The organism is Leisingera sp. ANG-S5 (assembly GCF_000813925.1).
Lineage (GTDB): Bacteria > Pseudomonadota > Alphaproteobacteria > Rhodobacterales > Rhodobacteraceae > Leisingera.
Genome location: NZ_JWLH01000025.1, coordinates 21,763 through 44,509, shown reverse-complemented (window position 1 = coordinate 44,509; position 22,747 = coordinate 21,763). Strand labels below are relative to the sequence as shown.

19 protein-coding genes are annotated in these 22,747 nt (G+C 64.4%); 10 read left to right on the top strand and 9 right to left on the bottom strand.

Annotation, left to right across the window (positions count from 1 at the left end):
- Positions 1-68: 68 nt before the first annotated feature.
- From RA25_RS20795 to RA25_RS20755, 9 genes are all read left to right on the top strand, one after another.
- The gene (locus tag RA25_RS20795; protein WP_241477455.1) at positions 69-953 is read left to right on the top strand and encodes a D-alanine--D-alanine ligase; all 885 of its coding nucleotides are present in this window, start codon (positions 69-71) and stop codon (positions 951-953) included.
- On the top strand, positions 941-1,837 hold the full coding sequence (locus tag RA25_RS20790) for a cell division protein FtsQ/DivIB (RefSeq protein ID WP_039174798.1): 897 nt from the start codon (positions 941-943) through the stop codon (positions 1,835-1,837). Before RA25_RS20795 ends, RA25_RS20790 begins: the two co-directional genes overlap by 13 nt.
- 1 nt (position 1,838) lies before the next feature.
- The gene (gene ftsA / locus RA25_RS20785) at positions 1,839-3,173 is read left to right on the top strand and encodes a cell division protein FtsA (RefSeq protein ID WP_039152224.1); all 1,335 of its coding nucleotides are present in this window, start codon (positions 1,839-1,841) and stop codon (positions 3,171-3,173) included.
- Positions 3,174-3,559: 386 nt separating this feature from the next.
- Positions 3,560-5,281 (top strand): cell division protein FtsZ, encoded by a 1,722-nt coding sequence (gene ftsZ, locus RA25_RS20780; RefSeq protein ID WP_029205043.1) that lies wholly within the window; start codon positions 3,560-3,562, stop codon positions 5,279-5,281.
- Positions 5,282-5,480: 199 nt separating this feature from the next.
- A complete protein-coding gene (gene lpxC / locus RA25_RS20775; protein WP_019298288.1) occupies positions 5,481-6,428 on the top strand; it encodes a UDP-3-O-acyl-N-acetylglucosamine deacetylase in 948 nt (315 codons plus the stop codon).
- Between the two features lie 237 nt (positions 6,429-6,665).
- Positions 6,666-7,514 (top strand): outer membrane protein assembly factor BamD, encoded by an 849-nt coding sequence (locus RA25_RS20770; protein WP_019298287.1) that lies wholly within the window; start codon positions 6,666-6,668, stop codon positions 7,512-7,514.
- 27 nt (positions 7,515-7,541) lie between these two features.
- Complete coding sequence (recN, locus tag RA25_RS20765; RefSeq protein ID WP_039174797.1) at positions 7,542-9,191, top strand: DNA repair protein RecN; 1,650 nt, start codon at positions 7,542-7,544, stop codon at positions 9,189-9,191.
- An 89-nt stretch (positions 9,192-9,280) separates the two neighbouring features.
- Entirely contained in the window at positions 9,281-10,963 is a 1,683-nt protein-coding gene (locus tag RA25_RS20760) for a chloride channel protein (protein ID WP_019298285.1), read from the top strand.
- A gap of 196 nt (positions 10,964-11,159) precedes the next feature.
- Positions 11,160-11,351, top strand: a complete 192-nt coding sequence (locus tag RA25_RS20755) for a hypothetical protein (protein WP_039152219.1) — start codon at positions 11,160-11,162, stop codon at positions 11,349-11,351.
- A gap of 186 nt (positions 11,352-11,537) precedes the next feature.
- Here RA25_RS20755 and RA25_RS20750 read toward each other — a convergent pair whose 3' ends face one another.
- The 6 genes from RA25_RS20750 to RA25_RS20725 form a co-directional block, all read right to left on the bottom strand.
- Positions 11,538-11,879 (bottom strand): DUF427 domain-containing protein, encoded by a 342-nt coding sequence (locus RA25_RS20750; RefSeq protein WP_019298283.1) that lies wholly within the window; start codon positions 11,877-11,879, stop codon positions 11,538-11,540.
- Positions 11,880-11,941: 62 nt separating this feature from the next.
- The gene (locus RA25_RS20745) at positions 11,942-13,732 is read right to left on the bottom strand and encodes an aminopeptidase P family protein (RefSeq protein WP_039174796.1); all 1,791 of its coding nucleotides are present in this window, start codon (positions 13,730-13,732) and stop codon (positions 11,942-11,944) included.
- A 370-nt stretch (positions 13,733-14,102) separates the two neighbouring features.
- Complete coding sequence (gene cobT, locus RA25_RS20740; protein ID WP_039174795.1) at positions 14,103-15,980, bottom strand: cobaltochelatase subunit CobT; 1,878 nt, start codon at positions 15,978-15,980, stop codon at positions 14,103-14,105.
- A 9-nt stretch (positions 15,981-15,989) separates the two neighbouring features.
- The gene (locus tag RA25_RS20735) at positions 15,990-16,505 is read right to left on the bottom strand and encodes a hypothetical protein (RefSeq protein WP_039174794.1); all 516 of its coding nucleotides are present in this window, start codon (positions 16,503-16,505) and stop codon (positions 15,990-15,992) included.
- Positions 16,505-17,491, bottom strand: coding sequence for a cobaltochelatase subunit CobS (gene cobS, locus RA25_RS20730; RefSeq protein WP_019298280.1), 987 nt, complete (start codon positions 17,489-17,491; stop codon positions 16,505-16,507). Before cobS ends, RA25_RS20735 begins: the two co-directional genes overlap by 1 nt.
- Positions 17,492-17,900: 409 nt before the next feature.
- Entirely contained in the window at positions 17,901-18,524 is a 624-nt protein-coding gene (locus tag RA25_RS20725; RefSeq protein WP_039152212.1) for a DnaJ domain-containing protein, read from the bottom strand.
- A gap of 105 nt (positions 18,525-18,629) precedes the next feature.
- On the opposite strand from RA25_RS20725, the gene RA25_RS20720 reads away from it, so the two are divergent.
- Entirely contained in the window at positions 18,630-18,884 is a 255-nt protein-coding gene (locus RA25_RS20720) for a BolA family protein (protein WP_039152211.1), read from the top strand.
- A gap of 41 nt (positions 18,885-18,925) precedes the next feature.
- Here the strand turns inward: RA25_RS20720 and RA25_RS20715 are convergent, their stop codons facing one another.
- The 3 genes from RA25_RS20715 to gatB form a co-directional block, all read right to left on the bottom strand.
- Positions 18,926-19,423 (bottom strand): DUF4177 domain-containing protein, encoded by a 498-nt coding sequence (locus RA25_RS20715; RefSeq protein ID WP_039174793.1) that lies wholly within the window; start codon positions 19,421-19,423, stop codon positions 18,926-18,928.
- Between the two features lie 168 nt (positions 19,424-19,591).
- Entirely contained in the window at positions 19,592-20,833 is a 1,242-nt protein-coding gene (gene pepT / locus RA25_RS20710; protein ID WP_019294974.1) for a peptidase T, read from the bottom strand.
- 196 nt (positions 20,834-21,029) lie between these two features.
- The gene (gatB, locus tag RA25_RS20705) at positions 21,030-22,541 is read right to left on the bottom strand and encodes an Asp-tRNA(Asn)/Glu-tRNA(Gln) amidotransferase subunit GatB (RefSeq protein WP_039152206.1); all 1,512 of its coding nucleotides are present in this window, start codon (positions 22,539-22,541) and stop codon (positions 21,030-21,032) included.
- Positions 22,542-22,747 lie beyond the last annotated feature (206 nt).

Sequence of the window (22,747 nt, the reverse complement as noted above, 5' to 3'; positions counted from 1 at the left end):
AAAAAGCCCCGCGTATATTGAGGCGTTTTGTGGTGAGTAAGTCGAGCAGGGCACTCCCGAAAGTCGCGATGCTGATGGGCGGACCGTCAGCCGAACGCGAGGTATCGCTGTCCAGCGGCCGTGAATGCGCGGCCGCTTTGCGCGGTGAGGGGTTCGAGGTTGTTGAGGTGGATGCGGGCGCTGACCTGCACGCGCGCCTGTTGGACATCAAGCCAGATGTGGTGTTCAACGCCCTGCACGGGCGCTGGGGCGAGGATGGCTGCGTCCAGGGCGTGCTGGAATGGCTGCAGATCCCCTATACCCATTCCGGGGTGCTGGCCTCGGCGCTGGCAATGGACAAGCAGCGCTCCAAGGAGGTTTTCCGCACCGCCGGACTGCCGGTGGTCGAAAGCGGCCTGTTTGCCAAGAATGACGTGAGCGCAGGCCACGTGATGGCGCCGCCCTATGTGGTGAAGCCCAACAACGAGGGCTCCAGCGTTGGCATCTATATCGTGCACGAGGCGGCCAACGGCCCGCCGCAGCTGTCGGAGGAAATGCCCGCCGAGGTGATGGTCGAGACCTATGCGCCGGGACGCGAGCTGACCACCACCGTGGTGGGCGACCGGGCGCTGACCGTCACCGATATTTTGACCGACGGCTGGTATGACTATGACGCCAAGTACAAGCCCGGCGGCTCGCGCCACGTGCTGCCCGCCGATGTGCCGCAGGAAATCTTCGACCTGTGCCTGGAATACGCGCTGAAGGCGCATGAGGTGCTGGGCTGCCGCGGTGTCAGCCGCACCGATTTCCGCTGGGATGAGGCGCGCGGCGCCAGCGGCCTTGTGCTGCTTGAAACAAACACTCAGCCCGGCATGACGCCGACCTCGCTGGCGCCGGAACAGGCGGCCCACTGCGGCATGACCTTTGGCCAGCTCTGCGCCTGGATGGTGGAGGATGCCTCATGCAACCGCTGAAGGACCGGTTCCGGCGCAGCGGTGGTGAGGGACGGTGCGATCCGGCACCGTCGCGGCTGAAATACCGTTTGCAGCGCTGGATGCTGACGCCGGGCATCCGCTTTGGCCTGCGTTTCGGGGTGCCGTTCTGCCTGGTGTTTGCGGCGGGCAGCGCCTATCTGGCGGACGAGGCCCGGCGCGATACGCTGGTGGGGCTCTATAATGACGCCCGCGCCGCGATCCAGGAACGGCCGGAATTCATGGTCAAGGTGATGGCGGTCGATGGTGCCGGCGCCAGTGTGGCGCGCGACATCCGCGAAGTGGTGCCGCTGGACTTCCCGGTCAGCTCCTTCGATCTGGACCTGGAGCAGATCCGCGACGTGATCACCGGGCTGGACCCGGTCAAGGCTGCCAGCGTCAGGATCCGCCCCGGCGGCATCCTGCAGGTTGACGTGGAGGAGCGCGAGCCGGCGCTGATCTGGCGCAGCCGCGAGGGGCTGGCGCTGCTGGACGAACAGGGCATTCACGTGGCCGAGCTGGGCCGCCGCAGCTTGCACCCGGATCTGCCGCTGATCGCGGGCAAGGGGGCGGCCAAGCATGCGGCGCAGGCGCTGCGGCTGTTTGCGGCAGCAAAACCGCTGGGGCCGCGGTTGCGCGGACTGGTGCGTGTCGGCGAACGGCGCTGGGACGTGGTGCTGGACCGCAAGCAGCGCATCATGCTGCCCGCGCAGAACCCGGTCCGGGCGCTGGAGCGGGTGCTGGCGGTCAGTGAAGTACAGGATTTGCTGGAACGCGATGTGGCAGCGGTGGATATGCGTCTGGCTGGGCGCCCCACCGTGCGGATGACCGAAAACTCAGTGGAAAACTGGTGGCGGATCCGGCAGTTGAACGGGGGCGGGCAGTAACATGACAGATCTTTATCAATCGCAACGGGCGATGCGGCAGATGCGCCGCCAGGCGATGCAGCGCGGCGTGGTGGCCATTCTGGACGTGGGCAGTTCCAAGATCGCCTGCCTGGTTCTGCGCTTTGACGGCACCGGGCGGCTCAGCGAGGACGGCTCCATCGGCGCCCTGGCCGGGCAGTCGGGGTTCCGGGTGATCGGCGCCGCCACAACCCGTTCGCGCGGCGTGCAGTTCGGCGAGATCAACGCCATGCAGGAGACCGAGCGTGCGATCCGCACTGCGGTGCAGGCGGCGCAGAAGATGGCAGAGGTGCGGGTTGATCACGTGATCGCCTGTTTCTCCGGCGCCAATCCGCGCTCTTACGGGCTGGATGCCAGGCTGGATCTTGAGGGGCAGGTGGTCTCCGAGCATGAGGTGGCGCAGGTGCTGGCCTCCTGCGAGGTGCCGGAATACGGGGCGGGGCGCGAGGTGCTGCATGCGCAGCCCGTGAACTTCGCGCTCGACAACCGCTCCGGCCTGGGCGATCCGCGCGGCCAGATGGGGCAGACGCTGGCGGTCGACATGCACATGCTGACGGTGGACGCCATAGCGGTGCAGAACCTGGTGCGCTGCATCCAGCGCTGCGACCTGGAGCTGGCGGGGATCGCCTCCTCGGCTTATGCCTCCGGCTTCTCGGCGCTGGTCGAGGATGAGCAGGAGCTCGGCGCGGCCTGTATCGACATGGGCGGCGGCTCCACCTCGATCTCGATTTTCATGAAGAAGCATATGATCTATGCCGACGCGGTGCGTCTGGGTGGCGATCACATCACCAGTGACATCTCGATGGGGCTGGGGGTGCCGCTGGCCAATGCGGAGCGGATCAAGACCTTCAACGGCGGGGTGCATGCCACCGGCGCCGACGACCGGGAAATCATCGACATCGGCGGCGACACCGGCGACTGGGAGCACGACCGCCGCACCGTCAGCCGGGCAGAGCTGATCGGCATCATGCGCCCCCGCGTCGAGGAAATTCTGGAAGAGGTGCGGGCGCGGCTGGATGCAGCCGGGTTCGAATACCTGCCGAGCCAGCAGATCGTGCTGACCGGCGGCTCCAGCCAGATCATGGGGCTGGACGGGCTGGCAAGCCGCATTTTGGGCCAGCAGGTCCGCCTGGGCCGCCCGCTGCGCGTCCATGGCCTGCCGCAATCGGCAACCGGGCCGGGCTTTGCCTCTGCCGTCGGCCTGTGCCTGTTTGCCGCCCATCCGCAGGATGAATGGTGGGATTTCGAGATGCCCGCAGGCCGCCATCCGGCAGGCACCCTGGGCCGTGCCGTGCGCTGGTTCCGCGACAACTGGTAAAGTCGGGACGAAAGCCGCAAATCAATTCAGCCGGAACGGGCAAAGAGGGCGTGACAGCGCCCCAGTCACCCGTTAAGTTGTGCTTAACGTCCGCGGCAAACGCGGCGATTCAGCAGGCCGGGCAGTGGCCAGCCAAGTTTCGGAACCGACCTCCTCTGCAAAGCGATTTTGCGGCTGGAGAGGTTTTGTTGTGTGTGGCTTGTGCTCAATCCGCAATATCTGCTAGGGACGGCGAAATACCGCGGTTTTTGCCTTAGAATGAGGCCTTATTTTGTGGTTCGTCGTGCTTTTTAGGATGACGAAACACCCTCTCCGCGGTAGATTATGGTGAATAGGACAGGAATAAGCCCTTTGCGGGAAGGGCAGGTAACACAGGCGGTATGAGCATGACGTTGAACCTTTCGATGCCCGGGAATGAAGAGTTGAAGCCGAAGATCACCGTGTTCGGTGTCGGCGGCGCTGGCGGCAATGCCGTCAACAACATGATCGCCAAGGAATTGGATGGCGTCGAATTCGTCGTGGCCAATACCGATGCGCAGGCGCTGCAGCAGAGCGCTGCCAAAAGCCGCGTGCAACTGGGCATCAAAGTCACCGAAGGTCTGGGCGCAGGCGCCCGTCCGCAGGTCGGCTCTGCCGCAGCTGAGGAAAGCATCGAACAGATCGTCGACCACCTGGCGGGCGCGCATATGTGCTTCATCACCGCGGGCATGGGCGGTGGCACCGGCACCGGCGCCGCGCCGATCATCGCGCAGGCCGCGCGGGAACTGGGTGTGCTGACCGTTGGTGTTGTCACCAAGCCGTTCCAGTTCGAGGGCCTCAAGCGGATGCGCCAGGCCGAGGCCGGTGTCGAAAGCCTGCAGAAGGTGGTCGACACGCTGATCATCATCCCGAACCAGAACCTGTTCCGCCTTGCCAACGAGAAGACCACCTTCACCGAGGCGTTCTCGATGGCCGATGACGTGCTGTACCAGGGCGTCAAAGGCGTGACCGACCTGATGGTCCGCCCGGGCCTGATCAACCTCGACTTTGCCGACGTCCGCGCCGTGATGGACGAGATGGGCAAGGCGATGATGGGCACCGGCGAGGGCGAGGGCGAGGACCGCGCGGTCCAGGCCGCCGAGAAGGCGATCGCCAACCCGCTGCTGGACGAAATCAGCCTCAAAGGCGCCAAGGGCGTGCTGATCAACATCACCGGCTCGCACGACCTGACCCTGTTCGAACTGGACGAGGCCGCCAACCGCATCCGCGAGGAAGTGGACCCGGATGCCAACATCATCGTCGGTTCCACCCTGGATACCGGCATGGAAGGCAAGATGCGGGTCTCCGTCGTTGCCACCGGCATCGACGCAACCGACGTCAACACCGACATGCCGGTACCGCGCCGCCCGATGTCGGCGCCGCTGCGCCAGACCGTCAGCGTCGAGGAAAACCGCGCCGCGCCGCTGGAGCTGGAAACTCCGGTTCAGCAGCCCGCCGCCGCTGAGACCGCGCCTGAACCAGTGCAGGAAGCGCCTGCCGCCGCCGCTCTGGAAGAGCCGTCGCTGTTCGAAGAGCTGAACGTGCAGCAGGCTGCCGCTCAGGAGCAGGCAGAAGACGTGTTTGAAGAAGTTGAGCAGCTGGACGACGACGGCCTGCCGCCCCCCGCCTACCAGCCGCAGGTGCCGGAGTTCCGTCCGCAGGCAGATGTTGCAGAGGCTCCGCAAGCGGCCTTTGTCGCCCCCAAGGCGCCCGCGCCGGGCACCCCGTCGCCGCAAGCGCTGGAGCGCCTGCAGGCCGCCGCCCAGCGGGTGCAGCAGCCGCAGCAGCAACAGGCTCCGCAGGCCGTGCGTCCTGCAGCCCCTGCAGCCCAGGCGCCGCAGCAACAGCAGCAAACGCAGCAGCAGCAGCCGGAAGGGCAGCGCCGCTTTGGCCTGAATTCGCTGATCCACCGGATGACCGGCAGCAATGACGCCCCGGCCGCGAAACAGCAGCCGCAGGCGGTCCGCCAGCAACCCGCAATGCACGCGCACGCACCGGCAGCCCAGCCGCAGCAGGCACAGCAGCAGCAGGCGGATCCGGATCAGGAACGCATCGAAATCCCCGCTTTCCTGCGCCGCCAGGCAAACTGAAGCATCACATATCGCGCTTGAAAAGCCGCCTTCGGGCGGCTTTTTATTTTTGTATTTCAAGCTATTGCGGTGATCTGAGCGGTGTTTTGCCGACCTGTTACATCCATGTTTCAATCCGTTACAAAGATTGAGTTGTGCGTTTTTAAGCAAAACCTTAACTCTCATCCGCAACACGGCCCCCGAGGCCGGAAACAGTGGAATGAGGCGCAACGTGCAGAATACGCTCAAAGCATCGGTGGCATTCGAAGGGGTCGGCCTGCACTCCGGCAAACCCGCACGCATGGTTCTGATCCCGGCTCCGGCGGGGCACGGCATCGTGTTCAAGCGCACCGACATTGCATTGGGCAACACCGTGGTTCCGGCCCGCTGGGATCTGGTGGAGCGCAGCCCGCTCTGCACCCGCCTGGTCAATGGCTCAGGCGTCAGCGTTTCCACTGTTGAGCACATCATGGCGGCGCTCGCCGGCTGTGGTGTGCACAATGCCCTGATCGAAATCGACGGCCCGGAAGTGCCGATCGTGGATGGCTCCTCGGCACCGTTCGTGCGCGGCATCATGCAGCACGGCGTGCAGCGCCTGGGCGCACCGATCATGGCTTATGAAATTCTGAAGCCGGTGACGGTGGAGAAGGATGGCGCCCGCGCCACCCTGCTGCCCAGCGATCGGCTGACCATCGAATTCCACATCGACTTTGCCGAGGCCGCCATCGGCCGCCAGAGCAAGGTTCTGGACATGCGCAATGGCAGCTTTGCGCGTGAGCTGTGCGACAGCCGCACCTTCTGCCGCCAGGCAGATGTCGAAACAATGCAGGCCAACGGCCTCGCTCTCGGCGGCAAGCCGGGCGAAAACGCCGTTGTGTTTGATGGCGAACGTGTCGAGAGCGGCGCAGGTCTGCGCCACTCGGACGAGCCTGTACGCCACAAGATGCTGGATGCACTGGGGGATCTGGCACTGGCTGGGGGGCCGATCTTGGGGCGCTACGTTGGCGAGCGCGCGGGGCACGCGCTGACCAACACTTTGCTGCGGGCCCTGTTTGCGCAGCCGGATGCGGTCCGGGCCGTCGCCTGCGATGCAGCGATGACCGCACGGCTGCCGGGGCAGGGGCTGATCTGGTCGGAAATCCCGGCCGAGCAGCGCCGCGTGGCATAAGGCAGAAGACCAAACTACGAGCGGACAGACTGGCCCGGGACGTGAGTGTCCCGGGTCTTTTCCTGTGCGGCGGCGCGGTACGGGGCGGGAACGGCAGGGCAGCCTTGACCATGGACGGCTTTCTCTGCCATGTGAGTGCGGAAGTGTCGAAAGGCGTTTTGCGCGCCATTTGAATATGCTAGAGACGGCATAACCGGGGCATACACCCGTAAGGCAATGACGGTGAGGTGAGGCACAATGAACGGCATCAGGGCAGGAGCCAAAACCCTCGGCGCAGTCCTTTTGATGGCGGCCCTTGCAGGCTGCGGCGGCGACGGCGGCGCGGTGAAGCGCGGCGAGTCGGTCGAAGCCTTCCCGCCGGATCAGATTTATGAGCGGGCCGAGTTCGAACTGGCCAACCGCCGTCCCAAGGATGCGGTTTATTACTTTTCCGAGATCGAGCGCCTGTACCCCTATTCAGAATGGGCCAAGCAATCAGTGATCATGCAGGCCTTCTCCTATCATCAGGTCAAGGATTACGAGAACAGCCGCGCCGCCGCGCAGCGGTTCATCGACTTCTACCCGGCGGATGAAGACGCAGCCTATGCCCAGTATCTGCTGGCGCTTAGCTATTATGACCAGATCGACGAAGTGGGCCGTGACCAGGGGCTGACCTTCCAGGCGCTGCAGGCGCTGCGCACCGTGATCGAGGTCTACCCTGACAGTGAATATGCCAATTCGGCGATCCTGAAATTCGACCTGGCCTTTGACCACCTGGCGGGCAAGGAGATGGAGATCGGCCGCTATTACCTGCGCCGCGGCCACTACTCCTCTGCGATCAACCGCTTCCGGGTGGTGGTGGAGGACTTCCAGACCACCAGCCACACGCCGGAAGCGCTGCACCGTCTGGTCGAGTCCTACCTGTCGCTGGGCCTGACCGCCGAGGCACAGACTGCGGCGGCCATTCTGGGCCATAACTTCCAGTCCACCGATTGGTACGAGGACAGCTACAAACTGCTGTCCGCAAATGGGCTCAAGCCCAAGGACCGCGGCAACAACTGGCTGAGCCAGATTTACCGCCAGACGATCAAGGGGCGGTGGCTGTAACGGCCGCCGCGGCAATGGGGCGGGGCAATGCTGCGCGCGCTTGATATCCGGGATATCCTGATCATTGATCATCTGGAGCTGAACTTTCAGCCCGGATTGAATGTGCTGACCGGCGAGACCGGGGCAGGAAAATCCATCCTGCTCGACAGCCTCGGCTTTGTGCTGGGCTGGCGCGGCCGCGCCGAACTGGTGCGCCAGGGGGCAAGCCAGGGCGAGGTTCTGGCGGAGTTCGAGCTGGGCGAAGGCCATCCCGCACATGCCATTCTGGAAGAGGCCGGGCTGCCGGGCGGCAATGAGCTGATCCTGCGCCGGGTGAACACCGCCGAGGGGCGCAAGACTGCCTGGGTCAACGACCGCCGCTGCTCGGGCGAGGTGCTGCGGGCGTTGTCGGAGACATTGGTGGAACTGCACGGCCAGCATGACGACCGCGGTTTGCTGAACCCGCGCGGCCATATGGCGCTGCTGGACCAATACGCCGGGGTGCAGGCGCTGCTGGCCTCTGTGCGCAGCGCCTGGGGCGATGCTGCCAAGGCGCGCAAGACAGTGGCGGCCACACGCGCCGCGCTGGAAGCGGTACGTGCCGAGGAAGAGTTCCTGCGCCACGCGGTGGGGGAGCTGGACAAATTGGACCCGCAGCCGGGCGAGGATGAGGCGCTGGATACCCGCCGCCGCCAGATGCAGGCGGCAGAGCGTATCCGCGGCGACATTGCCCGCGCCCACGCGCTGCTGAGCGAGGGTGCTGAGGCGGCAATGGGCGAGGCGCAGCGCTGGCTGGAAGGCGTCGCGGGGCAGGAGGCCGAGGGCGGGCTGGATGAGCCGCTGGCGGCGCTCAGCCGCGCGATGATTGAACTCGGCGATGCCCAGGACGGGGTTGAGCGGGTGCTGGACAGCCTTGATTTCAATCCTGGTGAGCTGGAAGATTGCGAGGAGCGCCTGTTCGCGATCCGTGGCCTGGCGCGCAAGCACGACGTGCAGCCGGATGAGCTGGCAGGCTACGCAGAAACGCTGCGCAGCAAGCTGGCGGCATTGGACGCGGGCGATCAGGATCTGGCCGACCAGGAGGCAGCATTGAAGGCCGCGGAGGCGGCCTATACCGAGGCCGCCAAGCAGCTGGGCGCGGTGCGCCGCCAAAGCGCTGCGGCGCTGGATAAGGCCGTGATGGCAGAACTGGCACCGCTCAAGATGGAACGCGCGGTGTTTGAGACGCGCATCACCTCGGCAGAGCCCGGCCCGGAAGGCATGGATGCGGTGGCCTTTACCGTGGCTACCAACCCCGGCGCGCCGGCAGGCCCGCTGAACAAGATTGCCTCCGGCGGCGAGCTGAGCCGGTTCCTGCTGGCGCTGAAGGTCTGCCTGCGCGGTGAGGATTCCAGCAAGACGCTGATTTTTGACGAGATCGACCGCGGCGTCGGCGGGGCAACGGCAGATGCCGTGGGCCGGCGCCTGCGCAGCTTGGCTGGCAGCGGCCAGGTGCTGGTGGTGACCCACTCGCCGCAGGTGGCGGCCCTTGGCGGCCATCACTGGCAGGTGCGCAAGCAGGTGGTCGACGGCATGACCCTGTCGCAGGTAGTGCCGCTGGCCGAGTCCGAGCGGGTGGATGAGCTTGCCCGGATGGTGTCCGGTGATACCATCACCGAGGAGGCCCGCGCTGCGGCCCGCGCGCTGCTGGCGGGATGACCCGCCGGTTCCATAGCCTGGGTGAGGGTTCTTTAACCGGACTGTGGCAGCTAGGGGCCACAGAAAACAAAAAGACCCGCTGACAGGTTATGGTGCAAGAAATCCGTTCGTCCCTTTCCGCAATTCTCCTGCAATGGCTGGCCGGCCTCAAGGACATCTGGCGGGTGCTGCGCCACCGCGGCCCCAGCCAGTTCCAGTTCTGGCTGATCGCGCTCCTGATCGGCATCGCCGCCGGTTTTGCCGCGCTGTTCTTCCGCAAGGGGATCGCGGCGCTGCAGGCCTGGGTCTATGGCGCGCCGGATGTCGACTACCTGCATTCCTACGCGCAGGATCTGCCATGGTATGTGCTGGTCAGCATCGCCGCGGGCGGCGGGCTGGTGGTGGGTCTGATCCTCGACCGTTTCACACCGGATGCCCGTGTGCGCTCTGTTGCCGATGTGATCGAAGGTGCTGCGCTGCATGACGGCCGGGTGGAGCACAAGGAGGGTCTGGCCTCGGCGCTGGCGTCCTTCATCACGCTCTCCACAGGCGGGTCCACGGGCCGGGAAGGGCCGGTGGTGCACCTGGCCGGGGTGATTTCCACCTGGGTCAGCAACCGGATCAACGCCGACGGTATCACCGGGCGCGACCTGTTGGGCTGTGCGGTGGCCGCGGGTGTCTCTGCCAGCTTCAACGCGCCGATTGCGGGCGCGCTGTTTGCGATGGAGGTGGTGCTGCGGCATTTCTCCGTCAACGCCTTTGCGCCGATCGTGGTGGCCTCGGTCGCGGGCACCGTGATCAACCGGCTGGAATACGGCGACGTGACTGAGTTTACCCTCAATACGCCGGGTGCGCTGCAGTTCTATGTGGAGCTGCCCGCCTTCCTGATCCTCGGGCTGATCTGCGGCCTGGTGGCCGTCGCGCAGATGCGGGCGATCTTCTTTGCCGACAAGGTGGGCAATGCGGTGCAGAAACGCCTGATGCTGCCGCGCTGGCTGCGCCCTGCTGTGTCCGGCGCCATGCTGGGTGTGATTGCGGTCTGGTTCCCGCATATCATCGGCGTCGGCTATGAAACCACGGTTCTGGCCCTCACTGGGGGACTGCTGCTGGGGCAGGCGGTGATCTTCACCGTGGTCAAGACCGCCGCCGTGGCCATCACCATGGGCGGGCGCATGGGCGGCGGGGTGTTCTCGCCCTCGCTTATGATCGGCGCGCTGACCGGGCTGGCCTTCGGCCTGATCGCCACCTCGGTGCTGCCGGATGTGTCTGGCACCCACACGCTCTACGCCTTTGCCGGCATGGGGGCAGTGGCCGCCGCGGTGCTGGGTGCGCCGATTTCAACCACCCTCATTGTGTTTGAACTCACCGGCGACTGGCAGATTGGCCTGGCGGTGATGGTGTCGGTTTCCATGTCCACCGCGCTGGCCTCGCGGCTGGTGGACCGGTCCTTCTTCCTGACCCAGCTGGAGCGCCGCGACATTCACTGCGCCGCCGGGCCGCAGGCCTATCTGCTGGCGCTGATCCGCGCAGGCGCGGTGATGCGGCCGATGGGCGACAGCCGCTGCGCCAGCCCGGAGGACTGCCAGGCGCTGGTGGAGGAGGGGCTGTGCATCCGTGCGGCTGCCTCGCTGGAGGCGGCGATGCCGGTTTTCGACCGGGCCGATGTGCCCTATCTGCCTGTGGTGATGGAAGAGGACGGCAAGGAGCAGGTCATCGGTGCGCTCTATCATGTGGACGCGCTGAAGGCCTACAACCGCGCCCTGGCCGCCACCGCCGCCGAGGAGCACAGGTAGGGCAGGCAGAGCAGTTGCAGCGGCGCCAGTGCAAACCCGTGCCGGTTTAGGGGAAACTTTCCGCGTTGCTCCCCGGATATGTGAGATTTTGGATACAGGTTAAGGATTAATTAATCTGCGCATTGCTCTGCATCAAAGTCTGACTCAACAATACGTGAATAAGTCGCAAAAACACTCACATCGGCAGGCAACCAAAATGCGAAACTTCGAAACTGGCCCGCAAGAGGCTGGTGCGAAACACAAGGCGGACGAGCGGGAAAACGAACGGGCAGCACTGGAAGCGGCAATCAACTACGCAATCCAATGTGCGCGCGAAACGGATATTCTCGGTGCAGGCGACTCTTTGGAGCAAGCCAGGCTGAACCTCAGCCGGGCCGTCCTGACCTGATCCCCTTAGATTGTGCCGGACGGCAGACAGCCGCTGTTTTGGACAGCGGCAGGGCTTTGTCGGCCTAAGAACCCCCAAGTGAAAACACCGGCGCCAAGGCACCGGTGCTTGTTTTTTTAACTTATTGCCGTCTGGCAGGACGGCCGCAGCTGCGCGAAACTCCCGCAGTGAAGCCGGGCGGGCGGTTCAGACCTGTTCCACCTTGACGGAGTCGCTCAGCACAAAGGCCAGGTGGCCCTTGATCTCTGCAACTTCATCCTTGGGGTCCTCATAGCTCCAAGCGGCGTTTTCGGTCACCGAGGACTTGTTGGCGATCGAGAAATAGCTGGCGTCACCCTTGTGCGGGCAGTGGGTGGTCTTGCTGGTGCGGTCCAGGAACGCCATCGCAATGTCTTCGCGCGGGAAATAGATGACCGGATCCAGATCGCCCTCCGACAGCTCCAGTGCATTGGAGGTTTCCCCCAATACGGCGCCGCCTGAGCGGACAGTCCAGGTGCCTTCGGCCTTGCGGATACGGATAGTGGTCATGCGTGTTTTCCCATTCTCTTCGGTCTTGTCGTCTTGTGTTCAGCCTATGTAACACTGCCGTGTCACAAGGGGGCGGTTGCGGCATCAAGCCACGCCTTTGCGGCGGGGCTGAGCTGCGGGCCGATTTTTGCCAGAACCTCCTGGTGGTAGCTGTCGAGCCAGTCTTTCTCGTCTGCTGTCAGCATGGAGGCATTCACCAGCCGCCGGTCAACCGGGGCAAAGGTGAGCGTGCGCCAGCACAGCATGTCGCGCTCTGCGTCGCTGGTGTCAAGGGCCGGGGCGGTTTCAACAACCAGAAGGTTCTCGATCCGGATGCCAAAGGCACCCTCGCGGTAGTATCCCGGCTCATTGGACAGGATCATGCCGGGCTCAAACGGCACATGGCTGGTGCGCGCCAGCCGCTGCGGGCCTTCATGCACACTCAGGTAAGCTCCGACGCCGTGGCCAAGCCCGTGGTTGAAATCCTGCCCTGCCAGCCACAGCGGCATCCGCCCGATGCATTCGATGTCGCGGCCCGCCAGCCCCTTGGGCCAGCGCAGGCGGGACATGGCGATCATGCCCTGCAGCACGCGGGTAAAGGCCGCGCGCTCCTCCTCGCCGGGCGTGCCGATGGCGATGGTGCGGGTGATGTCGGTGGTGCCGTCCAGATACTGGCCGCCGCTGTCCATCACCAGCAGGTGGCCGTCCTCCAGCCGTGTGTCGGTCTCCTCAGTCACGCGGTAATGCATGACGGCGCCGTTCTCGCCGGTGCCTGCGATGGTTTCAAAGCTGATGTCGCGCAGGGCAGGGTCGGCACTGCGGAGGCTCTCCAGCTTCTTCACCACATCAATCTCGGTAATGGTGCCGGGTGCCTGCGCATCCAGCCAGGCCAGCATTCCCACGATGGCGGCACCGTCACGCAGATGCGCTGCCGCGCTGCCCGCGATCTCGGCGGCGTTCTTGCGGGCCTTAGGCAGGGCGCAGGGGTCGCCTGCGGGCACCAGCCGTTCGCCCAGCTTGTCCGCCACGATCTGCGGCACGGTGCCGGAGTCGGCAGCGACTGACCCGTTGAGTGCTGCAGTGGCTTTGAGGAAGTCTTCCGGCGAATGCACGGTGACGGAGCTGTCAAAGTGGCCCTCAAGCCCGTCCAGCTTCTCCGCAGCCATGAACAGATCCACCCGCGCGTCATCGTGCAGGATGGCAAAGCCATGCGCCACCGGGTTGCGGGCCACGTCGCTGCCGCGGATGTTCAACAGCCACATGATGCTGTCGGGCAGGGTGATGACCGCCGCCGCCTGGCCTGCCTCGCGCAGTCCCTTGGCCAGCCGCGCGCATTTGTCCGCCGCACTTTCGCCTGCGTAGTCCAGCGGGTGCGCGGCCACCGGGTTCATCGGCGGCGCGGGCTGGTCCGCCCAGATCCGGTCCACCAGGTTATCGCATTGAACCAGGGTGATGCCGCTGCCCTTCAGCTCCTTTTCCAGCGAGGTGATTTGTCCCGCAGCATGCAGCCAGGGATCAAAGCCCACCTTGCCGCCGCTGGGCAGCTGTTCTTTCAGCCAGTCCGCCAGCTGCACATCGGGCCAGGGCACGGGGGTATAGTCCGTGGCGACCTGCCGTTTCACCTGGGTGCGGTAGCGGCCGTCGATGAAGACGCCGGCAATCTCCCGCAGCACCGCGCAAAAGCCTGCGGAGCCGGTGAAGCCGGTGAGCCAGGAAAGGCGCTCATCATGCGGCGCCACGTATTCGCCCTGATGGGCATCGGCGCGCGGCACCAGGAATCCATCGAGACCTTCCGCCGCCAGTTCCTTGCGCAGGGCAGCCAGACGGGGCGGGCCTTGGTCCGGGCGGGCGGTCACATCGAAGGTCTGATACATCGGCGTCTCTCCTGCTAATGGGGCGGGGCGGCAGCAGGGGAAACCCTGAGTGCCGCAGCAAAGAAAAGGCGCGGGGCTGAGCAGCCGCGCGCCCCTTCTTGTCCCAAATACCCCTGCGGCTGGCAAGGGCGGCGGCAGAGAGATTTGCCGGGACCTGACGGAACAAGCGGGAAGGCTTGAATCGGGCGAGGCTCCCGCCCGTCCTTGGCGCATCCAAGATGCGCTGCGGCTCGTTGGGCCACGCGCCGGATGCAGGGCATCCGGCGCCGCCGCGAGCGTCAGCGCGCGGCCATGCCCAAGGCTGAGGACGGCATCTGCAGATGCAGGCCGCAGGCGCGGGAGCCCGCCCTTGCCTTTGTCCGCTACAGGATCAGCTCGCCCGTTTGATGCCCATCACCCGGGCGCGGGCGCGCGGGTCGCTGTCGAACAGGGCGGCCAGCTGTTCGGTCATGGCGCCGGCCAGCTGCTCAACATCGGTGATCGTCACCGCACGCTCATAATAGCGGGTCACGTCATGGCCGATGCCAATCGCCAGCAGCTCCACCTGCTTGCGCTTCTCCACCATCGCAATCACGTCGCGCAGGTGCTTCTCCAGATAGTTCGCCGGGTTCACTGACAGCGTCGAATCATCCACCGGCGCGCCGTCGGAGATCACCATCAGGATCTTGCGGGCCTCGCGCCGCGCCACCATCCGCCGGTGCGCCCATTCCAGCGCCTCGCCGTCGATGTTTTCCTTCAAGAGGCCCTCTTTCATCATCAGGCCCAGATTGGCGCGGGTGCGGCGCATCGGGGCGTCGGCGCCCTTGTAGATGATGTGGCGCAGGTCGTTCAGGCGGCCGGGCTGCTGCGGGCGGCCGTCGTTCAGCCAGGCCTCGCGCGCCATGCCGCCTTTCCAGGCGCGGGTGGTGAAGCCGAGGACTTCAACCTTCACGTTGCAGCGCTCCAGCGTGCGGGCCAGCACGTCGGCGCAGATCGCCGCGATGGAAATCGGGCGGCCGCGCATAGAGCCGGAGTTGTCGAGCAGCAGCGTCACCACGGTGTCGCGGAACTCGGTGTCCTTTTCGACCTTGAAGCTGAGCGGCGTGGTCGGGTTGGCAACCACCCGCGCCAGGCGGCCTGCATCCAGGATGCCTTCTTCGCGGTCAAACTCCCAGCTGCGGTTCTGCTGCGCCTGCAGGCGGCGCTGCAGCTTGTTGGCCAAGCGGCTGACGGCGCCCTTCAGCGGCTCCAGCTGCTGGTCGAGATAGGCGCGCAGGCGCTCCAGCTCGGCAGGCTCGGCCAGTTCCTCGGCGTTGATTTCCTCATCATGGGCATCCAGGAACACCTTGTAGTCCGGGTCGGCGTCAGAGACCGGCGGCGGGGCAGGCGGCTCCAGCGGCGCCTCGCCATCGGGCATCTCGGTGTCCTCGGCCAGATCATCGTCGGCCATTTCGTCCATCGAGACCTGGGCCTGGCTCTCGTCCTGCTGCTGCTCCTGGCTCTGCTCAGGAGAGGCGTCGGCCTGCTCCTCCTCGCTATCGTCCTGGCCGGTGCTGTCCGGATCCTGCTGCTCCTCGGCGTTGTCCTCGGCCTCATCATTGGCCTCGTCGTCCAGCTCATCCGGGTCGTCGCCCAACTGGTCGCCATAGCCAAGGTCGGAGATTACCTGCCGTGCCAGCTTGGCAAAGGCGGCCTGGTCGGCAATGGTTTCGTCCAGGTTCTCCAGCGTGCCGCCGGCCTGGGATTCGATGAACCCGCGCCACAGCTCCATGATGTTGCCCGCGCCTTCGGGCAGCTCGCGGCCGGTTGCCAGATGGCGCACCAGATAGCCCGCGGCGGCAGCCAGCGGCGCCTCGGAGGAGGACTTCATCTGGTCATAGCCGCGGCGGATCGACTCGTTGCGGATCTTGACGTCGATGTTCGACGCGGTGCCGGGCATATGCCGCGCGCCCATCGCCTCGCAGCGGGCGGTTTCCATCGCCTCATAGAGATCGCGGGCCATTTCGCCCTGCGGCACGTATTTGGCGTGGGTAGCGTCGTCGTGGAACTTGTGGCGCAGCGCCAGCGCATCCGCGGTGCCACGGGCCAGCAGCACCTCCTCGCGGGTCATCCGGCGGGAGACCTGCGGCAGCCGCATGTTGTCACCGGACAGGCCCGAAGGGTCGACCGTATAGCTGACCGACAGTTCCGGGTCGTCGGCCATCACCTTGGTGGCTTCGGCCAGCGCCTTCTTGAACGGATCGGCTGGGTTGTCGTTCGGCTTTTTCATTTTGTTACCCTACAAAAGGATCGCATCACTTTTCCATGCCTCAGTTGCAAGCTGCTTAGCAGTGGGCTGAAAAGTTAGCCGTGTCGTTTCGCTGGCAATTTCCCCTTTAGAGGCCAAGCGCTCAATCCACTCTTGTGGTGGGCTAAAAATAAGGTCGCCTGCATTGCTCGAATTTGCATTCAAGCAAAACACTTCGAACCAATACTCGAATTGGGGAGTTGCTGTGTTTTGCAGAACAATCTCGCAAAGGCGCAGAAAGTCTTCGAATTGGAGATTTTCGATTCTTCGTGCGGTCGGACAGAAAGCAAGTTCCGCCGCGTCGTCGTATCCCATAGCACTGGAGATCTGAAAGTAGTCTTCTGCTTTCAGTGACACGTTGCCTGTCAGCTGCTGCAGGTTTTGCAGTGCAGGAGGATCGCTGTTCCCTTCATCAAGTTCCAACTCGATTCTCTGGATCAGGCTAGAGGCCTGCTCCAGAGCTTCAGGTGTCTGTTGAGCCGGAAAGATGTCGGAAGGGAGCGACATCACCCCAGGCTCACGCTGGCGGCGCTTTCCGGCAGCTCTTCGTCAAAGCAGCGCTGGTAGAACTCGGCCACGGTCTGACGCTCCAGCTCGTCGCATTTGTTCAGGAACGACAGGCGGAAAGCATAGCCCACATTGCGGAAGATCTCGGCGTTCTGGGCCCAGTTGATCACCGTCCGCGGCGACATCACGGTCGACAGGTCGCCGTTCATGAAGGCTGTGCGGGTGAGGTCTGCAACGGTTACCATCTGAGAGATCTTCTTGCGGCCCTCGGCGGTGTTGTAATGCGGCGCCTTGGACAGAACGATGGCGCTTTCGGCGTCATGGCTCAGGTAGTTCAGGGTCGAGACCAGCGACCAGCGGTCCATCTGCGCCTGGTTGATCTGCTGGGTGCCGTGATAAAGCCCGGTGGTGTCGCCCAGGCCAACGGTATTGGCAGTCGCAAACAGGCGGAAGAACGGGTTCGGGGTGATGATCTCGTTCTGGTCCAGGAGGGTCAGCTTGCCGTCATGCTCCAGCACCCGCTGGATCACAAACATCACGTCGGCGCGGCCCGCGTCGTATTCGTCGAACACGATCGCAACCGGGTTGCGCAGCGCCCAGGGCAGGATGCCCTCGTGGAACTCAGTCACCTGCTTGCCGTCGCGCAGCTTGATCGCGTCCTTGCCAATGAGGTCGATCCGGGAGATGTGGCTGTCCAGATTCACCCGCACGGAGGGCCAGTTCAGCCGCGCCGCAACCTGTTCGATATGGGTCGATTTACCGGTGCCGTGGTAGCCCTGGATCATCACGCGGCGGTTGTGGCTGAAGCCCGCCAGAATCGCCAGCGTGGTTTCCGGGTCGAACTTGTAGGTGTGGTCCATCGCCGGGACGCGCTCTGAGCTGTCGGCAAAGCCCTTGACCGTCATGTCAGTGTCGATCCCGAACACATCGCGCACCGAAATCGTTTCGGTCGGTTTCGCATCCATATCCACAAATCCGTCGGTCATCGCAGTCGGTCCTTATCCCTCTTCCCTGCTGTCAGGGGCCAATTCGCGGGATTGGTGCCTGATCTGGCCGCCAAGGGCAAGGGAAAGTCGCGCCGGAAGCCAGCTGAACGTGCGATTGATCCGCAACTGGACGGGCCAGAGCGGGCCGACCAGGCAGTTCAGCGCTGCAGGGGAAATTCAAAGCGCCCCCAGCCGGGCAGCAGGGGGCGCGTTTTGCCGGTTATGTCGCGCTTTTGGGGGGACAGCTGCGCCCGGCATGCCCCTGCGTAACCGGTCAGGGCGGTATGCGTCAAAGAAATAAAATTTCTATCATAAACTTTCGGCAAAAGACCGCCCATCGCAACCTATGGCGCGGCAATGAAAAAAGGGCGGCTGCTGCCGCCCCGGTTTCCGGAAATCCGCCTCTGGCTCACTTGAAGCTGCGGCTGTCCTTGATCTGGTCCCAGGCCCAGCGGACCTCCTGCAGCTGTTCTTCCTGGCTGCGGTCACCGCCGTTCATGTCGGGGTGCAGCACCTTGATCAGCTTCTTGTAGGCCTTGCGGATGTCGGCCTTGGACCAGTCGTCCTTGGCTTCCAGGATCTCGATGGCGCGGCGTTCAGTGGGCGGCAGGCGGCGGCCCGCCTTGGCCGCGCGGCCCGGATTCTGCGTCGCATTGGCGCCCAGCACCTGATGCGGGTCCTCGATGCCCAGCCGTGCCCAGGCGCGCGCCTCCGGGTCGCCCAGCGGCTTGGTCTCGCGCTCCCAGACCTTATCCTTGGAACGCTGCGCGTTCATCTCTGCCTCGGTGGTGCCTTCAAAGAAGTTCCACTGGTTGTTGTACTCGCGCACGTGCTCCTGGCAGAACCAGAAGAAGTCATCCAGCACATCCGGCGCTTTGGGCGCGCGGAACTTGCCGGCCTCCTCGCAGCCGTCCTTGTCGCACACGCGCTGGGACGTCTCGGAGGCACCGCTGGCTGCGCGCCGCCCGCGCGGGTTCTTCTTCTTGGCGGAGCGGACGGACATATCGAAGCCAAAGGGATCGGATTTGGACATGGGCGCACCTTCTAGACGCATCTGTTCGACTCGGAGGCAGCAGTTTAGTCTAAGGGGCGCCAGATTGAAGGGGGCGCAGGCAAAAAAGATGGGGATGAGCGGAAAATGAGCGTTCAGCAGGAAATGGAAGCGGCGCTGCAGGCGGCCTTTGCGCCAACCGCGCTGGAAGTGGTCAACGAAAGCCACAAACATGCAGGCCACGCAGGCGACGATGGCTCAGGCGAGAGCCATTTCGCTGTGCGGATCCGTGCCGGGGCCTTTCAGGGCATGAACCGGGTGCAGCAGCACCGCGCGGTGCATAAGGCGCTGGGGGACATCGTGCCGCGCATCCACGCGCTGGCGCTGGACATCGGCGCCTGAGACCAAAAAGCGGCGGGCAATCTGCCCGCCCTTCCAAGAGCTTACTCTTTATCGCCGTCCTTGATCCCGGCCCGTGCCTTCAGCGCGGCGGTCATGCCGGAGACCGGGCTCAGCTCCTCAACCCCGTCATCGGCTTGCATTTTTGCAGCGCCGGGGCCGGGCACCTGTTCCGCTTCCGGCGGTGCCTCCGGGTCGCCTGCGGCCGCCGTCAGCCGCGGTGTTTCCGGTTCGCTGTGACGGAATTCCACCGACGGTGCGGCAGGCTCCTTGCGGGTGCTCGCGGCCTTCTCAGCAGGCTTGTCCGTCGCCAGCGCGCGGCGGAACACCATCACGTTGCGCCAGTTGGTGGCCGAGCCCATCATGCCGGAGCGCTCCTCGCTCGGCAGCAGCTCGGCGCGCTGGAACTCCCAGCCCTCGGCGGCCATCTCGTTCAGCAGGATCTCGATCGAATTGGCAAAGCGCGCTTCCGGCGTCTTCACCCCTTTGGCCTTGGTGCCCTTGGCCGGGGCGGGGACAACCTTGTATTCAAATGCTTGCATGAACGTCTCCTGTCTTGAGCGCAGGTTTAGCGGAATGGGGGGGGCGGTCAAGGGGCAGGGCGTTTGGGCAATGCGCGGTCCTTCGCCGTTTTCCGGCGCGGAAAACGGCCCGGAAAACACGTGTTTTCCGAGCCGGAATTTTCGCAGAATTCCGGTTTCTGGGCTGTTTCAGCCCTCTGACGTCGCCATCTGCACCAGGGTCAGACAGACCTCCGTGGCTTTGGCCATGTCCTGCACCGAAATCCACTCCAGCGGCCCGTGCACATTCTGCATGCCGGTGAAGATATTGGGTGTCGGCACCCCGAATTCAGTCAGGCGCGATCCATCTGTGCCACCGCGGATCGGGGCAGAGATCGGTTCGATCCCATGCGCGCGGCAGGCCGCCAGCGCCAGCTCCACCGGCGTCATGTCATTTTCCAGCCAATAGCGCATGTTGCGGTATTGCGGGAAAATCTCACAGGTGATTTCCGCCCGCGGCTCAGTGGCTTGCACCGCCTCGCAGACACTGCGCAGCAGGGTGCCCTTGGCGGCCAGCCCGTCCAGTTCAAAGTCACGCAGGATCAGCTTGATCTCCATCTCCGAAGACCCGCCGTTCATGTCGGTGATGTGGATGAACCCTTCGCGGCCCGCGGTGGTTTCCGGGGTCATGGTGGCCTGCGGCAGGGTCTGCACGATCTTCGCGGCCAGGTGCGCGGCGTTGACCATCTTTTCCTTGGCCCAGCCGGGGTGGATCGACACACCCTTCACACTCACCACCGCGCGGTCGGCAGAGAAGCTCTCATAGACGATCTCGCCTGCGTCGCCGCCGTCCAGCGTATAGGCGAAGTCCACACCCAGGTCCTTGGGCAGCTGTTCGCCGACCCCGCGGCCGATCTCCTCGTCCGGGGTGAAGGCGAGGCGGATCTTCGGATGCTGGATCTCCGGGTTTGCCAGCAAGTGCTGCGCCAGCGTCATGACGATGGCGACGCCCGCCTTGTCGTCTGCGCCCAGCAGGGTGAGGCCGGAGGCGGTGATCAGATCATCGCCCTGTTTGGAGGCCAGATAAGGGGATTTCTGCGGCGACAACACCAGGTCCGGATTGTCGGGGAAGGTGATATCACCGCCGTCATACCCTTTGATCACCCGCGGCTTGACGCCGGTGGCATTGAACTGGGGCGCGGTATCCACATGGGCGAGCAGTCCGATGGCCGGCCCCGGCGCTGTGGCGGGAATGGTCGCCAGCACCACGCCGTAATCCGTCAGCGTCACGTCTGCGGCTCCCATCTCCTGCAGCTCCGCCACCAGCAGGTTCAGCATGCCGAACTGGATTTCAGTGCTGGGAGTGGCGGCGGATGTCTCGTCGCTCTGGCTGTCTATGGCGGCGTAGCGGACCAGACGGTCCTCAAGTTCCTGATCGAAATTGGGCTGCATGAAACCTCCGGGATTTTGGCGGGAGGAAAGCCCTTGGCGCGGCGAAGGTCAAGTCGGGGAATTCCGCTGCAGTGGCGGGGAAAGGCACCGCCCGGTGCACAGGGGGTGTACAGGGGGTGCACGCAGGACACCCCCGTTTCCGGCACGAAAAAGGGCGCCGCTTGGGGCGCCCTTCCGGTATCGGATGTGCGGCGGATCAGCCGCCCAGTTTCTTGGCGACCAGCTCGTTCACCGCCTTGGGGTTGGCCTTGCCGCCGGTGGCCTTCATCACCTGGCCGACAAACCAGCCCGCCAGCTTCGGGTTCACCTTGGCCTTCTCCACCTGCGCCGGGTTGGCGGCGATGATTTCGTCCAAAGCAGTCTCGATGGCGCCGGTATCCGTCACCTGCTTCATGCCGCGTTCCTCGACGATCTGCGCCGGGTCGCCGCCTTCGGTATAGACGATCTCAAAGAGGTCCTTGGCGATCTTGCCGGAGATGGCGTCAGAGGCGATCAGGTCGATGATGCCGCCCAGCTGGGCCGGAGAGACCGGGGATTCGGTGATCGCGTGGTCTTCTTTCTTCAGGCGGCCGAACAGCTCGTTGATGACCCAGTTTGCAGCCAGCTTGCCGCTGCGGCCCTTGGCGGTTTCCTCAAAGAAGGCCGCCGATTCCACGTCTGCGGTCAGTACCGATGCGTCATAGTCTGAGAGGCCGAAGTCGTTGATGAACCGCGCCTTTTTCTCGTCCGGCAGCTCCGGCAGGTTGGCGGCGATATCATCAACCCAGGCCTGCTCGATTTCCAGCGGCAGCAGGTCGGGGTCGGGGAAATAGCGGTAGTCATGCGCCTCTTCCTTGGAACGCATGGAGCGGGTTTCGCCCTTGTCCGGATCGTACAGACGGGTTTCCTGCTCAACCTTGCCGCCGCCCTCGATGATGGCGATCTGGCGGCGCGCCTCGACTTCGATTGCCTGCTGGATAAAGCGCATGGAGTTCATGTTCTTGATCTCACAGCGGGTGCCGAGGTGGCTGAAGTCCTGAGTTTCCTGGTACTTCTCATACTGGCCCGGCAGGCAGACCGAGACGTTCACGTCGGCGCGCAGGTTGCCGTTCTGCATGTTGCCGTCGCAGGTGCCCAGGTACTGCATGATCTGGCGCAGCTTGGCGATATAGGCGGCGGCTTCCTCTGGGCCCCGGATGTCGGGGCGGGAGACGATCTCCATCAGGCAGACGCCGGTGCGGTTGAGGTCGACAAAGGACATGTTGGGGTCCATGTCGTGGATCGACTTGCCCGCGTCCTGCTCCATGTGGATACGCTCAACCCGCACGTTGCGCGCGGTGCCGTCACCCAGTTCCACCAGCACTTCGCCTTCGCCTACAATGGGATGATAAAGCTGGGAAATCTGGTAGCCCTGCGGCAGGTCGGGGTAGAAGTAGTTCTTGCGGTCAAAGGCGGACCACAGGTTGATATCGGCCTTCAGCCCCAGCCCGGTGCGCACGGCCTGTTCGACGCAGTATTCGTTGATCACCGGCAGCATGCCGGGCATCGCCGCGTCCACGAAAGCCACGTTGGAGTTCGGCTCGGCGCCGAACTTGGTGGAGGCACCGGAGAACAGCTTGGCATTGGAGCTGACCTGGGCGTGCACCTCCATGCCGATGACCAGTTCCCAGTCATGCTTGGCGCCCGCGATCACCTTGGGCTTGGGGAGTTCATATGTCAGGTCGAGCATGGTTTTCCGCCGTATCCGAATGTCAGTTGCAGTGGCATGGTGCGATGTTTCACCGGCACAATGTCATTTTCAGTTGCACAGCGTTCTAGGCCCGGCGGCGCGCAGGGGCAAGAGGGCAGGTGACGGAGAAAATTCTGCGCGGTGCGGATAGCCCTTATTTTGCACGGGCTGCAAGCCCGGGCAGCGCCCGTCCGCCCCCACGGGCG